This window comes from Streptomyces sp. SS8 (assembly GCF_054072955.1).
The window spans coordinates 19538-34481 of the sequence record NZ_JBSVCZ010000012.1; the positions used below are offsets into that span (position 1 = coordinate 19538).

The 14944-nt window shown below is 73.6% G+C and carries 14 protein-coding genes; all 14 read left to right on the forward strand.

Annotated features, from left to right (window positions below; translation table 11 throughout):
- Positions 1–282 precede the first annotated feature (282 nt).
- Positions 283–909, forward strand: a complete 627-nt coding sequence (locus tag ACW69E_RS13695; protein ID WP_457498492.1) for a DUF4352 domain-containing protein — start codon at positions 283–285, stop codon at positions 907–909.
- 268 nt (positions 910–1177) lie between these two features.
- Complete coding sequence (locus ACW69E_RS13700; RefSeq protein ID WP_457498493.1) at positions 1178–1747, forward strand: hypothetical protein; 570 nt, start codon at positions 1178–1180, stop codon at positions 1745–1747.
- A gap of 143 nt (positions 1748–1890) precedes the next feature.
- Complete coding sequence (locus ACW69E_RS13705) at positions 1891–2286, forward strand: nucleotide pyrophosphohydrolase (RefSeq protein WP_457498627.1); 396 nt, start codon at positions 1891–1893, stop codon at positions 2284–2286.
- A 109-nt stretch (positions 2287–2395) separates the two neighbouring features.
- Complete coding sequence (locus ACW69E_RS13710) at positions 2396–2965, forward strand: DUF6099 family protein (RefSeq protein WP_457498494.1); 570 nt, start codon at positions 2396–2398, stop codon at positions 2963–2965.
- 21 nt (positions 2966–2986) lie between these two features.
- Entirely contained in the window at positions 2987–3910 is a 924-nt protein-coding gene (locus ACW69E_RS13715) for an LLM class F420-dependent oxidoreductase (protein WP_457498495.1), read from the forward strand.
- A 7-nt stretch (positions 3911–3917) separates the two neighbouring features.
- A complete protein-coding gene (gene mmuM, locus ACW69E_RS13720) occupies positions 3918–4946 on the forward strand; it encodes a homocysteine S-methyltransferase (protein WP_457498496.1) in 1029 nt (342 codons plus the stop codon).
- A 68-nt stretch (positions 4947–5014) separates the two neighbouring features.
- A complete protein-coding gene (locus tag ACW69E_RS13725) occupies positions 5015–6487 on the forward strand; it encodes a 3' terminal RNA ribose 2'-O-methyltransferase Hen1 (protein ID WP_457498497.1) in 1473 nt (490 codons plus the stop codon).
- The gene (locus ACW69E_RS13730) at positions 6484–9120 is read left to right on the forward strand and encodes a polynucleotide kinase-phosphatase (protein ID WP_457498498.1); all 2637 of its coding nucleotides are present in this window, start codon (positions 6484–6486) and stop codon (positions 9118–9120) included. The genes ACW69E_RS13725 and ACW69E_RS13730 overlap by 4 nt, the downstream gene beginning before the upstream one ends.
- 49 nt (positions 9121–9169) lie before the next feature.
- Positions 9170–9538 carry a hypothetical protein gene (locus tag ACW69E_RS13735; protein ID WP_457498499.1) on the forward strand — a complete coding sequence of 123 codons (369 nt, stop codon included), beginning with the start codon at positions 9170–9172 and terminating at the stop codon, positions 9536–9538.
- 28 nt (positions 9539–9566) lie between these two features.
- Positions 9567–10844 carry an arginine deiminase gene (locus ACW69E_RS13740; RefSeq protein WP_457498500.1) on the forward strand — a complete coding sequence of 426 codons (1278 nt, stop codon included), beginning with the start codon at positions 9567–9569 and terminating at the stop codon, positions 10842–10844.
- A 169-nt stretch (positions 10845–11013) separates the two neighbouring features.
- Positions 11014–12018 (forward strand): ornithine carbamoyltransferase, encoded by a 1005-nt coding sequence (gene argF, locus ACW69E_RS13745; protein ID WP_457498501.1) that lies wholly within the window; start codon positions 11014–11016, stop codon positions 12016–12018.
- Between the two features lie 135 nt (positions 12019–12153).
- Entirely contained in the window at positions 12154–12858 is a 705-nt protein-coding gene (locus ACW69E_RS13750) for a pentapeptide repeat-containing protein (protein ID WP_457498502.1), read from the forward strand.
- A gap of 189 nt (positions 12859–13047) precedes the next feature.
- Positions 13048–14064 carry an ATP-binding cassette domain-containing protein gene (locus tag ACW69E_RS13755; RefSeq protein WP_457498503.1) on the forward strand — a complete coding sequence of 339 codons (1017 nt, stop codon included), beginning with the start codon at positions 13048–13050 and terminating at the stop codon, positions 14062–14064.
- Complete coding sequence (locus tag ACW69E_RS13760) at positions 14061–14924, forward strand: ABC transporter permease (RefSeq protein ID WP_457498504.1); 864 nt, start codon at positions 14061–14063, stop codon at positions 14922–14924. Before ACW69E_RS13755 ends, ACW69E_RS13760 begins: the two co-directional genes overlap by 4 nt.
- Positions 14925–14944: the final 20 nt, after the last annotated feature.

A 14944-nucleotide genomic window follows, 5' to 3' on the forward strand; every position in this document is an offset into this window, starting at 1 on the left:
GGACCCGTCTCCCATCCGCGGCGGGCGGGCCGTACGCGGGAGGAGGGGCCCGGCATGCGGCCGCGCGTGCGCACGACGGCCTCGCAGTATTTGGTTGATCCCGTCTTCGGTCGTTTTACTTGTGAACTTAGTTTCCTTGTTCTATGGTTCTTCGTGGAGCGCACGCCCGTGGTTGTCGGCCGAACCGGCCCGGCGGGGTGCACCGGGGTCCGGCCCCGGCCGAGCGCCGTGCCTCTGAGGTCCGGAGGCAGTAGCACAGATCAGGAAGAGGGGGGTCCTCCGGTGGCCCAGCACAATCCCGGCCCGCGGTACCAGCAGCAGTGGGGGCCCGGCCGGCCGCAACAGCCGATGCCGCCCGTACCGCAGAAGAAGTCCGGCGCGGGGAAGATCATCGGCTTCGGCTGCCTGGGCGTCATCGCCCTCTTCGTCGTGATCGGCGTCATCGGCGCGGCTCTCGGCGCGGGTGGCGACGAGAGCGCGGAGAAGCCCGCCGCGTCGGCGGCGCCGAAGGAGCCCGGCGGCGGGGAGAAGAAGGACAAGGGCGAGGAGGAGCCGCGGGAGGAGCCCCAGGAGGAGGCTCCCGCGCCGATCCAGGTCACGGCGGAGGCCGCCGACTTCCGGCCCACCATCCTCGCCGACGGCGGGGAGTACACCTCCGTGCTGGTCACGGTCGTCAACAACGGTGCGGAGAAGGTCGGCGTAAACCCGCTGTACTTCGAGGTCACGGCCGCGGACGGCTCCAAGTACGACGTCGAACTCGCCGCGGACGAGCGCCAGATCGACACGGTCGAACTGGCCGAGGGCGAGAAGGTCACCGGCACCGTCACCGTCAAGGGGAAGATCGAGCCGAAGGCGGTCACCTTCACCGACGGTCTCTTCGGCGACTCGATCAGGGCGGACGTCGGATAGCGGCCGAGCCGGGCCGCCGGCGTCGGTCCTGCGGCGACGGGCCGGGGGCGGGGGAACCGGAGGCGGACACGCTGGTGGGGTGTCCCGGGGGGGGCCGCTCGACCGGGGGACCGCCCGGAGGATCGGCGCTGACCGGCGGCCCCGCGCGGCACCCCGGTGCCGCCGTGGTGGACAGCACGTACAGCGCCGCCCACGGGCGCGTACACCGCCTTCCTGGACGTGTGTGATCGCTTGTCCCTCCATCGTGGCGGGAGCCACGGTGGAGGGTGTGATCGACGTTTTCGAACCCTCTGCCCGCGCCGGCCGCCCCGCCGGGGCCGCGGGGAACTTCTCATGGCGCGGCGCACGCCTGGTCGTACGCGACTTTGTGCGGACGGCGGGCCGTTCGGGCCTCCGTGACCACCCCGGACGCAGGGGAGGCGGGGAAGCCGTCCGGCTCCCGGCCTACCGGGCCGAGGCCGTCGCCGTGGGGGCGGTGAACGGCGGCACGGTCGCCGTTCACCTCGGCGCCTACGAGGCGGCCGACCGCCGCCGGGTGCTGGACTGGCTGCGGGAGCAGGCCCGCCGGATCGCCGACGGGCTCGACCCCGACCCGCGAACGGCTCGCTGGGCGCCGGGCGGAGCCCTCGTTCCCCTGCCGGACGGGCCCGCCGAGGCCGACGGGTCCGCCGGAGCCGCCGAGGCGCCCGCGGAACTGCGCCGGTGGCACGGGGACGAGGAGCGGCAGCGGGCCGCCTGTGAACTGCTGGCACGGGGAGCGCCGTTCCACCTCGCCGTCGCCGACCGCACCGGCACGTACGTGCTGAGCGCCAGGCCCGTCGGCACCGCCGTCCCGTAGGCCCGCCGCCCGGATGGTAGGTCTGGAGCGTGAACGACGGACAGGTGCACGCAAGCGGCGGGGACGACGGAGACCGCGGGGACGCCGAAGGTGGCCGGGGGGCGGGGCACCATCCGGTGCCGTACGGGCGGCCCGAGGGGAGGGTGGGCGAACTCCAGCGCAGACTGGCCGAGTTCGCGGCGGCGCGGCGGTGGGAGCCGTACCACACGCCGAAGAACCTGGTGACGGCGCTGGGCGTGGAGGCGGCCGAACTGGCCGAGATCTTCCAGTGGCTCACCCCCGAGGAGTCGGCGCGGGTGATGGAGGACCCGGGCACCGCGGGGCGGGTCGCGGACGAGGTGGCCGACGTCCTCGCCTATCTGCTGCAGTTCTGCGAGGTGCTGGGCATCGACGCGCCGGCCGCGCTGGAGGCGAAGATCGAGCGGAACGAACGACGCTTTCCGATTACCCGGAGTGATGGAGGGGGTGGCGGGGGAGTCGGCGAGACGGACGGTTGCGGTGCCGCTCCAGGGAAGGCCAATCGTCACTCTTCGGAGTGATGAACTTCTCCACAGTGTCGAGTTTTTCCGCAGTTTTCCCGAACCCTCTAGCCAAGCGCAGCCTTGGGTATCACGCTGGGTAGCTAATGATTGCGGAGGGAAAAGGTGGATGGATGCGGTACCACTCATTGAGATCACGCGGCGAGCGCTCGCACACAGTGAGGAAGCGGCTGACGTCGTTACCGAGGCGTGGCAGGCGCAGGCGCTCGCGGAGGCAGTAGGAGTCCACCTGGCCACGGCGGGTCCGCCCGAGGTGCGGGCCCAGGCCGGTGGACTGCGTGAGGCGAGCGGACGCGCCTGTGGTTCGCTGCGCGGCCCCGGACAGCGGTCCGACGGGGCGCGCGCCGCCCGTCTGACGGAGATGAGCGACCCTCTCTCGGCCCTGCACGAGCTGGGCGATCTGCTGGGCGAGGCCGGGGGCGCACTGGTGCGGGTGGCGGTCGACGCGGAGGAGGAGGGGCTCTACTGGAGGTGCATCGAGGGCATCGACGCGGCTGATGAGTGCGGCGACAGGGTGACGGCGATCCTCAGACGGCTCGCCCTCAGACCCCGGCCCTTCCGCCGGGCCCCGCCGACGGACGAGACCGGGATCCCGCTCGTACAGGAGGGAGTCGCGCCGGTGTGCGAGGGCGCCGCCCCGGTGTGCGGGGACGGCCCGCCGGTGCGGGAGGAGGCGTAGCGAAGGTGCAGGATGGAGGGCATGGATCTGCGCATCTTCACCGAACCCCAGCAGGGCGCCTCCTACGAAACCCTCCTCGCGGTCGCCAAGGCCACCGAGGACCTGGGATTCGACGCCTTCTTCCGCTCCGACCACTACCTGAAGATGGGCGACGTCGACGGCCTCCCCGGCCCGACGGACGCCTGGATCACCCTGGCGGGCCTCGCCCGCGAGACCAGGCGCATCCGGCTGGGCACCCTGATGACCGCGGCCACCTTCCGGCTGCCGGGCGTACTGGCCATCCAGGTGGCACAGGTCGACGCCATGTCGGGCGGGCGGGTCGAACTCGGTCTGGGGGCTGGGTGGTTCGAGGCCGAGCACACCGCGTACGGCATCCCGTTCCCCAAGGAGAAGTTCTCCCGGCTCCAGGAGCAGCTGGAGATCGTCACCGGGCTGTGGGCCACCGAACCGGGCAAGACCTTCTCCTACGACGGCGCCCACTACAAGCTCGCCGACTCGCCCGCGCTGCCCAAGCCCGCACAGGACAGGGTGCCCGTGCTCATCGGGGGCATGGGAGCCAAGCGCACCCCGGCGCTGGCCGCGCGTTTCGCCGACGAGTTCAACGTCCCCTTCGTCTCAGTCGAGGACAGCCGGCGGCAGTTCGGCCGGGTGCGGGCCGCCGCCGAGGAGCACGGCCGCGCCGCGGACGACCTGATCTACTCCAACGCCCTGGTCGCCTGCGTGGGCCGGGACGACGCCGAGGTGGCGCGGCGCGCGGCGGCCATCGGCCGCGAGGTGGACGAGCTGAAGGAGAACGGTCTGGCCGGCTCACCGGCCGAGGTGGTCGACAAGATCGGCCGCTACGCGGAGGCGGGCTCCTCCAGGATCTACCTGCAGATCCTGGACCTGCATGACCTGGACCACCTGGAACTGATCTCCTCCCAGGTGCAGAGCCAACTGGGGTGAACCCGGCATGAGCACACCGCCCGCGCCGCCGCCCGGTCCCACGCCCGTGCCCGGTCCCGTGTCCACGCCCGCGCTTCCGCTCGCGGACGCCCTGGCGCGCGGCCCCCTCGTCCTCGACGGGGGGCTGTCCAACCAGCTCCAGGCACAGGGCTGCGACCTGTCCGACGAGCTGTGGTCGGCCCGGCTGCTCGCCGACGACCCCGCCCAGGTGGAGGCGGCCCACACCGCCTATGCGCGGGCGGGGGCACGGGTGCTCATCACCGGCAGCTACCAGGCGTCCCACCCCGGCTTCGCCCGTCGCGGGCTGAGCGGTGCGGAGACCGACGCCCTGCTGCGCCGCAGCGTGGCCCTGGCCCGCGCCGCGGCGGGCGCGGCCGGTGTGCCGGTGTGGGTGGCCGCCTCGGTCGGCCCGTACGGCGCGGTGCTCGCCGACGGCGGCGAGTACCGCGGCCGGTACGGCCTGACGGTCGGCGAGCTGGAGCGCTTCCACCGGCCCCGCATCGAGGCGCTGGCGGCGGCCGCCCCGGACGCCCTGGCCCTGGAGACGGTGCCGGACGCCGACGAGGCCGAGGCCCTGCTGCGTGCGGCGGCCGGCTGCGGGGTGCCGGTGTGGCTGTCGTACACCGTCGCCGGGCCGCGCACCCGCGCCGGCCAGCCGCTGGCGGACGCCTTCGCCGTCGTCGCCGGCAACGACCAGGTGATCGCGGTCGGCGTCAACTGCTGCGATCCGCGTGACGCCGCGCCCGCCGTACGCCTGGCGGCGCGGGCCACGGGCAAGCCGGTGGTCGTCTACCCCAACAGCGGCGAGGGCTGGGACGCGGCGCACGGCGCATGGACGGGCGAGACCGCCTTCGACCCGGCCGCCGCCCGCGCGTGGGTGCGCGACGGCGCCCGGCTGGTCGGCGGCTGCTGCCGGGTGGGCCCGGCGGAGATCGCCGCCCTGGCGGCGGAGCTCGCGGCAGGGGCGGGACGGGAGACGGGACCGGGACCTGAGCCGGAACCGGGACCGGGACCGGGACCGGGACCGGAGGGATAGTCGTACCAGCGCCCCGTTCTGTGGAAAACCGCTGGGGCGGCCCGCCCGAACGGACCATACTCGCTCGGGTGTTCCTGACGATGACCACCACCGGCAGCGCCGAGCGGCCCGCCACCGACCTCGGGTTCCTGCTGCACAAACACCCCGACCGGGCGCAGGAGTTCTCCACCTCCCACGGCACCGCGCACGTCTTCTACCCCGAGGCGGGGGCCGAGCGCTGCACCGCGGCGCTGCTGCTGGAGGTGGACCCCGTGGCCCTGGTCCGCCGCGGCCGGGGCAAGGGGCGCGGCGGCGCACCGGACTCGGCCCTGGCGCAGTACGTCAACGACCGCCCGTACGCGGCCTCCTCGCTGCTGGCCGTGGCGCTGGGCGCGGTGTTCTCCAGCGCGCTCAAGGGCCAGTGCCGGGCCCGCCCCGAACTGCCCGAGCACAGAAGGCACCTGCGGATCGAGGTGCCGGCGCTGCCCGCCCGCGGCGGCCCCGAGCTGGTCCGCCGCCTCTTCGAGCCGCTGGGCTGGACGGTGGACGCCGAACCGGTGCCGCTGGACACCCGCTTCCCCGAGTGGGGCGACTCCCGCTATGTGTCGCTGGTGCTGGAGGGCGAGGTGCGGCTCGCCGACGCGCTGCGCCACCTGTACGTCCTGCTGCCGGTGCTGGACGACGCCAAGCACTACTGGGTCGCCCCCGACGAGGTGGACAAGCTGCTGCGCGCCGGAGAGGGCTGGCTGGAGCACCACCCCGAGCAGGAGCTCATCGCCGGCCGCTACCTCACCCGCCGCCGGCGCCTGACCCGTGAGGCCCTGGAACGCCTGGAGCTCGCCCGTCTGGCCGAGGCTGACGGCAGCGAGGCCGAGGAGCTGGACAACGCGGTGGACGAGGGCGCCGACACCGACGAGCGCCCCGCCCCGCTGGCAGTCCTGCGCCGGGAGGCGATCCTGGCCGCCCTGCGCGAGAGCGGCGCCGCCCGCGTCCTGGACCTGGGTTGCGGGCAGGGCCAGCTGGTGCAGGCGCTGCTGAAGGACACCCGCTTCACCGAGATCGCGGGTGTGGACGTGTCGATGCGCGCCCTGCACGAGGCGCGGCGCAGACTGCGCCTGGAGCGGATGCCCGAGCGGCAGGCCGCCCGCGTCACCCTCACCCAGGGCTCGCTGACGTACACCGACCCCCGGCTGTCCGGCTACGACGCGGCCGTGCTCGGCGAGGTGATCGAGCACATCGACCCGCCGCGCCTGCCCGCGGCCGAGTACGCCGTCTTCGGCACGGCCCGGCCGGGGACGGTCGTGGTCACCACGCCCAACGCCGAGTACAACGTGCGCTGGGAGACCCTGCCCGCGGGCCGGGTGCGCCATCACGACCACCGCTTCGAGTGGACCCGTGAGGAGTTCCGCGCCTGGGCCCGGGGCGTGGCCGAACGGCACGGCTACACCGTGGAGTTCCGGCCCGTCGGTGAGGACGACCCCGAGGTCGGCCCGCCCACCCAGCTCGCCCTGTTCCGCCTGGCCGCCGAGGTGCCGGCCACCGCGAAGGAGACAGCCGCATGACGGACCGCACCCCGGCACCCGCCCCCGCGTCCACCCCGGCCGGTACGGCGGACCCCGTCCCGGCCCGTACGACGGCCCTCGCCGTACCCGACCTGTCCCTGGTGGTGCTGGTCGGCACCACGGGCGCGGGCAAGTCCACCTTCGCCCGCACCCACTTCGCGCCCACCCAGGTCGTCTCCTCCGACTTCTGCCGGGGCCTGGTCGCCGACGACGAGAACGACCAGAGCGCCAGCTCCGACGCCTTCGACGTGCTGCACTACATCACCGGCAAGCGGCTGGCCGCCGGGCGCCTGACCGTGGTGGACGCCACCAACGTGCAGACCGAGGCCCGGCGGCAGCTCGTGAGGCTGGCCCGTGAGCACGACGTGCTGCCCGTGGCGATCGTCCTGGACGTCCCGGAGCACGTCTGCGCCGAACGCAACGCCGTCCGCCCCGACCGCGCGGACATGCCCGCCCACGTCATCCCACGCCAGCGGCGCGAACTGCGCCGCTCCCTGCGCTCCCTGGAGCGCGAGGGCTTCCGCAAGGTGCACATCCTGCGCGGGGTGGAGGAGGTGGCCGCAGCCCGGATCGAGCTGGAGCGGCGCTACAACGACCTGCGGCACCTGACCGGCCCGTTCGACATCATCGGCGATGTCCACGGCTGCCGCGCCGAACTGGAGGCCCTGCTGGGCAGGCTCGGCTACGCGATCGAGCGCGACGCGGCCGGCCGCGCGGTGGACGCGAGCCACCCCGAGGGGCGCACCGCGGTCTTCGTCGGCGACCTCGTCGACCGCGGCCCCGACAGCCCCGGAGTGCTGCGCCTGGTCATGGGCATGGTCGCCACAGGGCACGCGCTGTGCGTCCCCGGCAACCACGAGAACAAGCTCGGCCGCTACCTGAGGGGCCGCAACGTCCGGCACACCCACGGGCTCGCCGAGACGATCGAACAGCTGGAGAAGGAGACCGCCGCCGACCCGGAGTTCCCGGCGCGGGTGGGGGAGTTCATCGGCTCGCTCGTCAGCCACTACGTCCTCGACGGCGGCGCGCTGGTCGTCTGCCACGCGGGGCTGCCGGAGAGGTACCACGGCCGCACCTCCGGCCGGGTCCGCAGCCACGCCCTGTACGGCGACACCACCGGCGAGACCGACGAGTTCGGCCTGCCCGTGCGCTACCCGTGGGCCGAGGACTACCGGGGCCGGGCCGCCGTCGTCTACGGCCACACCCCCACCCCGCGCGCGGCCTGGCTGAACAACACCATCTGCCTGGACACCGGCTGCGTCTTCGGCGGCGCCCTGACCGCCCTGCGCTGGCCCGAGCGTGAACTGGTGGACATCCCCGCCGAGCGGGTCTGGTACGAGCCGGTGAAGCCGCTGACGGCGGACGCGCCCGGAGGGCACCAGGGCCGCCCGCTCGCCCTGGCCGACGTGCACGGCCGCCGCGTGGTGGAGACCCGCCACGCCGGCCGCGTCGCGGTGCGCGAGGAGAACGCCGCCGCCGCGCTGGAGGTGATGAGCCGCTTCGCGATCGACCCGCGCCTGCTGCCCTACCTTCCGCCGACGATGGCGCCCTGTGCCACCTCGAAGCTGGAGGGCTACCTGGAGCACCCGGCCGAGGCGTTCGCCGAGTACCGGGCGGCGGGCGTGGCGAAGGTGGTGTGCGAGGAGAAGCACATGGGCTCGCGCGCCGTCGCCCTGGTCTGCCGCGACGCGGACACCGCGGCCGAGCGGTTCGGCGTGACCGGCGGGGAGACGGGCGCACTCCACACCCGCACCGGACGCCCGTTCTTCGACGACCGGGCCGTCACCGAGGAGGTCCTCGCCCGGGTGCGCGCCGCCGCCGACGGTGCCGGGCTGTGGGAGGAACTGGACACCGACTGGCTGCTGCTGGACGCCGAGCTGCTGCCCTGGTCGCTGAAGTCGGCCGGGCTGCTGCGCCGGCAGTACGCGGCGGTCGGCGCGGCAGCGGGAGCCGCCTTCCCCGGCGCGCTGGCCGCCCTGGAGGCGGCGGCCGCCCGGGGCTCGAAGGTGGAGGGGCTGCTGGCGCGGCAGCGGGAGCGCGCGGCGGACGCGGCGGCGTTCACCGGGGCGTACGGCCGCTACTGCCGGCCGGTGGACGGGCTCGACGGTGTGGAACTCGCCCCCTTCCAGATCCTCGCCGTCCGCGGCCGCAGCCTGGCCGCCGTACCGCACGTCGACCAGCTCGCCCGGCTGGACCGGCTGGCCGACGCCGACGGCACCGGGCTGCTGCGCCGCACCGGGCGCCTGGTGGTGGACACCGGCGACGAGGCGTCCGTCGCGGCGGGCACCGACTGGTGGCTGGAGCTGACGGAGGCCGGGGGCGAGGGCATGGTCGTCAAGCCGCTGGACGCCCTGGTGCGCGGCCCGGACGGGCGGCTGGTCCAGCCGGGGGTGAAGTGCCGGGGGCGGGAGTACCTGCGGATCGTCTACGGCCCGGAGTACGCCCGCGAGGAGAACCTGCGGCGGCTGCGGGAGCGCCACCTTGGCCACAAGCGCTCCCTGGCCCTGCGCGAGTACGCCCTCGGCCTGGAGGCGCTGGACCGACTGGCTGATGGTGAGCCGCTGTGGCGGGTGCACGAGGCGGTCTTCGCCGTCCTCGCCCTGGAGTCCGAGCCGGTCGACCCCAGGCTGTGACCGCCGGGCCGCCCTGCCAGGCTGGCCGCGACCGATGGGAGGAGGGGCCATGGGAGGGGACGGACAGCGGCCGGAGGGGGCCTGGCGGTGCGACCGGTGCGGCCACGAACCGGGGACGCGGCAGGCCGAGGAGATCCTCGCCAGGGCACGGCGCCGCGCCGAGGAGATCGTCCTGGCGGCACACGAGGAGGCCGAACGGGACCTGGCCGTGCTCACCGAGCGCAGGGACCGGATCGCGGAGAGCCTGCTCAGGACCCAGGAGATGGTGCGGGTCCTGACCGAGGCCGCCGAACGGGCGGGCCCCCGCCCCGGCCGTGGGAGCGGCTGCGGCGGTGGCGACGGCAGCCGCACCGGGGGTGACCGCCGTGCCGGGGGCCGGCCGGCGCCCCGGGGTGTAGCCGCCCGGCTCGGGGTGTAGCCGCCCGGCTCGGGGTGAGGATGGTGGCATGGGATTCCACGTCGACTCCGAGACCGGGCGGCTGCGCCGCGTCATCCTGCACCGCCCCGACCTGGAACTGAAACGGCTCACCCCGACCAACCGGGACGACCTGCTCTTCGACGACGTGCTGTGGGTGCGGCGGGCCCGCCAGGAGCACGACGGCTTCGCCGACGTCCTGCGCGACCGGGGCGTGGAGGTCCACCTGTTCGGCGACCTGCTGGCGGAGTCCCTGGAGGTCCCCGCGGCCCGCGCGTTCGTCCTGGACCGCACCTTCCATGAGAAGGAGTACGGGCCGCTGGCCGCCGACCACCTGCGGGCCGTCTTCGACGAGATGCCCGGGGCGGAGCTGGCCGAGGCGCTGGTGGGCGGGATGACCAAGCGCGAGTACCTGGAGCGGCACCCCGAGCCGGTCTCGGTGCGCTTCCACGTGATGGACCTGGACGACTTCCTGGTCGCCCCGCTGCCCAACCACCTGTTCACCCGCGACACCTCCGCCTGGATCTACGACGGGGTGTCCATCAACGCCATGCGCTGGCCCGCCCGGCAGCGCGAGACGATCCACTTCGAGGCGATCTACCACCACCACCCGCTGTTCGCCCCGTCCTCCGGCGCACCCGGCGTACCCGGCGCTCAGGAATCCGGCACGCCGGAGGGCGGGGACTTCCACATCTGGTCCGAGGGCCAGGGCGCCTACCCCTCCACCATCGAGGGCGGGGACGTGCTGGTCATCGGAGGCGGCGCGGTGCTCATCGGGATGAGCGAGCGGACCACCCCGCAGGCGGTGGAGATGCTCGCCCGGGGCCTGTTCGCGGCGGGCTCGGCCCGCACCATCGTGGCCCTGGACATGCCCAAGAAGCGCGCCCTGATGCACCTGGACACGGTGATGACGATGGTCGACGGCGACACCTTCACCCAGTACGCGGGCCTGGGCATGCTCCGCTCCTACACCATCGAGCCCGGCGCGGCCGAGTCGGAGCTGAAGGTCACCGACCACCCGCCCGAGCACATGCACCGGGCCATCGCCGCGGCCCTGGGCCTGGACGGCATCCGGGTGCTCACCGCGACCCAGGACGTGCACGCGGCCGAGCGCGAGCAGTGGGACGACGGCTGCAACGTGCTGGCCGTCGAGCCGGGCGTGGTCATCGCCTACGAGCGCAACGTCACCACCAACACGCACCTGCGCAAGCGGGGGATCGAGGTCATCACGATCCCCGGCAGCGAGCTGGGCCGGGGCCGGGGCGGGCCGCGGTGCATGAGCTGCCCGGTCGAGCGCGACGCGGTGTAGGCGCGGGCGGGGGAGAGCGCGGACGCGGCGGGGAAGGGCGCGGGGCGGAGGGCTCCCGTACGGATACGGTCCGGGGCGGGGACACCCCCATCTGCATAGAGATGCGAATGTTCGTATAGACTTCCGGCTTTCCCGCCGTATCCGACGCGACAGTCCCCAGGAGACCCCCATGGCGATCGATCTCACGGGCCGCCACTTCCTCAAGGAGCTGGACTTCACCCCCGAGGAGTTCCGCCACCTGATCGAGCTGGCCGCCGAGCTGAAGGCGGCCCGGCGCGCGGGCGCCGAGGAGCAGCGGCTGCGCGGACGCGGCATCGCGCTGATCTTCGAGAAGACCTCCACCCGCACCCGCTGCGCCTTCGAGACCGCCGCCGCCCAGCAGGGCGCCCACACCACCTACCTCGACCCGTCCGGCTCCCAGATCGGCCACAAGGAGTCGGTGCGCGACACCGCTCGGGTGCTGGGGCGGATGTACGACGCGATCGAGTACCGGGGCAGCAGCCAGGAGGCTGTGGAGGAACTGGCCGCACACGCCGGCGTCCCCGTCTACAACGGGCTCACCGACGACTGGCACCCCACCCAGATGCTCGCCGACGCGCTCACCATGACCGAGCACTGCGACAAGCCGCTGACGGAGACCGCCTACGCCTACCTCGGCGACGCCCGCAACAACATGGGCAACTCCTACCTGGTCACCGGTGCCCTGCTCGGCATGGACGTGCGCATCGCGGCACCGCGGAGCCTGTGGCCCGAGGAGCCGGTGATCGCCGCCGCCCGCTCCCTGGCGAAGACCACCGGCGCGCGCGTCACCCTCACCGAGAAGGTCGAGGAGGGCGTGGCCGGCGCCGACTTCGTCGCCACCGACGTGTGGGTGTCGATGGGCGAGCCCAAGGAGGTCTGGGAGGAGCGCATCGAGCTGCTGCGGCCGTACGCCGTCACCATGGACGTCCTGCGCGCCACCGGCAACCCGCGCGTCCGCTTCCTGCACTGCCTGCCCGCCTTCCACGACCTGGGCACGGCCGTGGGCCGGGAGATCCACCAGCGGTACGGCCTGGAGTCGCTGGAGGTGACGGACGAGGTGTTCGAGTCGGAGCACTCGGTCGTCTTCGACGAGGCGGAGAACCGCATGCACACCATCAAGGCGGTCATGGTCGCCACCCTCGCGGGGGCGTAGGACGCTGCCGCCCCCCGCGGGCCACAGGCGCTGCCGCCCCCGCGGGGCGTGGTGCCCACCGCGGACGCACGGGCATTGTCAGAGGGTGCGCCTAGGGTTCGAGGCGAAACCCGCCGTCCGGCCCGGAAGGCCCCCATGCCCGCCCAGCGAACCCCACGCCCCCGGCGCACACCGCCCGCCCCGCCGGTTCCACGCGAACTGGCCGACCTGCCCTACGCGCGGTACCTCCGGCCGTTCGACGGCGGCGGACGGCTGGAGCGGGAGCGCACCTACGACACCGTCCACTTCGACGGGGACGGCTTCCACGGCGCTGACGCCGGCGGCGCCGGCTTCATGGAGTCGGCCTTCACCTCGGTCGGGTTCGACGGCGGGCGCTACCGGCGGGCGCGCTTCAACGACGTGTGGCTGCACACCGTGCGATGGGTGGGCGCCGACCTGGCCGAGACCGACTGGACGGACACCGAGGCCGTCTCCGGCGCCCTGGCCGGGGTGGAGGCGTTCGAGGCGCGGATGCGCCGCGTGACGTTCTTCAACTGCAAGCTCGACTCGGTCAATCTCCGCTCCGCGCGCCTGCGCGAGGTGTACTTCGTGGACTGCCTGCTGCGCGACGTGGACTTCGGCGAGGCGGTCCTGGAGGACGTGGCGTTCCCCGGCTCCGTCCTGGACGGGGTGCGGCTGGAGAAGGCCGGGCTCACGCGGGTCGATCTGCGCGACGCGGCCGGGCTGGGGATCACGGCGGGCCACGACTCGCTCAGGGGCGCGATCATCGGCCCGGCGCAACTGCTGGACCTCGCCCCCGCGCTCGCCCGGGCGCTGGGCATCGAGGTCCGCGACGACTGAGGACGACCGAGGAGGCGCACCGTGCCCGCACATCCGTTACGACCCCGCCGGCCGGGGAGACCCGGAACGCCCGGCAGACCGGGGAGACCCGGCGGAGAGGATCCCGGGGAAGCGATGAGTCCGGCGCCCCCGGACGGTCCGAAGGCCGAGGGAAGCAGCAGAACCGACGAGCGACGAGGACGACGGAACATGGGCGAGAGCGCATCCGGCCTGGCGATCGAGACATCCGGGCTGGTCAAGGTGTTCGGGGAGACCCGCGCGGTGGACGGCGTGGACCTCGCCGTCCCGGCGGGCACGGTCTACGGGGTCCTCGGCCCCAACGGGGCGGGCAAGACCACCACGGTCAGGATGCTCGCCACCCTGCTGCGCCCCGACGGCGGCCGGGCCCGGGTCTTCGGGCACGACGTGCTGCACGAGGCCGACGCCGTACGCGCCCGGGTGAGCCTGACCGGGCAGTACGCCTCGGTGGACGAGGACCTGACCGGCGCGGAGAACCTGATCCTGCTGGGCAGGCTGCTGGGCCACCGCAAGCCCGCCGCCCGGCGGCGGGCCGAGCAGCTGCTGGAGGCCTTCGGGCTCGCCGAGGCGGCGGGCAAGCAGGTCAAGAACTACTCGGGCGGCATGCGGCGCCGCATCGACATCGCCGCGTCCATCCTCAACACCCCCGACCTGCTCTTCCTGGACGAGCCGACCACCGGCCTGGACCCGCGCAGCCGCAACCAGGTGTGGGACATCGTGCGGGCGGTGGTCTCCCGGGGCACCACGGTGCTGCTGACCACCCAGTACCTCGACGAGGCCGACCAGCTCGCCTCCCGCATCGCCGTCATCGACCACGGAAAGGTCATCGCCGAGGGCACCAAGGGCGAGTTGAAGGCCTCGGTGGGCGCCGGCGCGGTGCATCTGCGGCTGCGGGAGGCCGAGCGGCGGCCCGAGGCCGAGCGGCTGCTCGCCCGCGTCCTGGAGGCGCGGATCCAGCTCGACCCCGACCCGGTGGCCCTGACCGCCCGAGTCGGTCTGCACGGCGACGGCGCGGGCGCGGCCGAGCAAGCCTCCCGGGCGCTGGCGGAACTGGCCCGCGCCGGCATCACCGTCGACACCTTCTCGCTGGGCCAGCCCAGTCTGGACGAGGTCTTCCTCGCCCTCACCGACCGCCCCGCCGCCCGTACCGACGCCCCCGCGAACGAGGAAGAGGAGATCCCGGCATGAGCACCGCCACGACCCGCGGACAGCGCACCGGCGAGATGGGCGAGCCGGCCCCCGCGGCGGCCGATACCCTGGCCGGCCTGCTGGTCTCCGGGGAGCGCCCGCCACGCCCCAGCGCCTGGGCCGCCTCCGCCGCCTTCGGCTGGCGGGCGGTGCTGAAGATCAAGCACGTGCCCGAGCAGCTCTTCGACGTCACCGTCTTCCCGGTGATGATGGTGCTGATGTTCACCTACCTCTTCGGGGGCGCGCTGGCCGGCTCGACCGACCAGTACGTGCAGTTCCTGCTGCCGGGCATCCTGGTGATGAACATCGTGATGATCACCATGTACACCGGTGTGGCGGTCAACATCGACATCGCCAAGGGCGTCTTCGACCGGTTCCGCACCCTGCCGATCTGGCGCCCCTCGGCGATGGTCGGCTATCTGCTCGGCGACATGCTGCGCTACACCATCGCCTGCGCGGTGATGCTGGCCCTCGGCCTGGTACTGGGCTTCCGCCCGGCCGGCGGCGTGCCCGGAGTGGTGGCCGGGGTGGCATTGCTGATCGTCTTCGCGTTCGCCTTCTCGTGGATCTGGACGATGTTCGGCCTGATGCTGCGCACCGAGAAGTCGGTGATGGGCGTCAGCATGATGGTGATCTTCCCGCTGACGTTCCTCAGCAACGTCTTCGTCGACCCGTCCACCATGCCCGGCTGGCTCCAGGCCTTCGTCAACAACAGTCCCGTGACCCATCTGGCCTCGGCGGTGCGCGCACTGATGGCGGGCGACTGGCCCGCCACCGAGATCGCCTGGTCGCTGGGGTGGGGCGCGGTGCTGGTGGCCGTCTTCGGAACGGCCACCATGCGCCTGTACAACCGCAAGTGAGCGCCGCGCCGCCCCTGGGC

Coding starts and splice junctions, on each gene's coding strand:
- ACW69E_RS13750 (WP_457498502.1), top strand. CDS start 12,154: ATGCCCGCCCAGCGAACCCCACGCCCCCGGCGCACACCGCCCGCCCCG.
- ACW69E_RS13715 (WP_457498495.1), top strand. CDS start 2,987: ATGGATCTGCGCATCTTCACCGAACCCCAGCAGGGCGCCTCCTACGAA.
- ACW69E_RS13760 (WP_457498504.1), top strand. CDS start 14,061: ATGAGCACCGCCACGACCCGCGGACAGCGCACCGGCGAGATGGGCGAG.
- argF (WP_457498501.1), top strand. CDS start 11,014: ATGGCGATCGATCTCACGGGCCGCCACTTCCTCAAGGAGCTGGACTTC.
- ACW69E_RS13735 (WP_457498499.1), top strand. CDS start 9,170: ATGGGAGGGGACGGACAGCGGCCGGAGGGGGCCTGGCGGTGCGACCGG.
- ACW69E_RS13740 (WP_457498500.1), top strand. CDS start 9,567: ATGGGATTCCACGTCGACTCCGAGACCGGGCGGCTGCGCCGCGTCATC.
- mmuM (WP_457498496.1), top strand. CDS start 3,918: ATGAGCACACCGCCCGCGCCGCCGCCCGGTCCCACGCCCGTGCCCGGT.
- ACW69E_RS13710 (WP_457498494.1), top strand. CDS start 2,396: ATGGATGCGGTACCACTCATTGAGATCACGCGGCGAGCGCTCGCACAC.
- ACW69E_RS13730 (WP_457498498.1), top strand. CDS start 6,484: ATGACGGACCGCACCCCGGCACCCGCCCCCGCGTCCACCCCGGCCGGT.
- ACW69E_RS13755 (WP_457498503.1), top strand. CDS start 13,048: ATGGGCGAGAGCGCATCCGGCCTGGCGATCGAGACATCCGGGCTGGTC.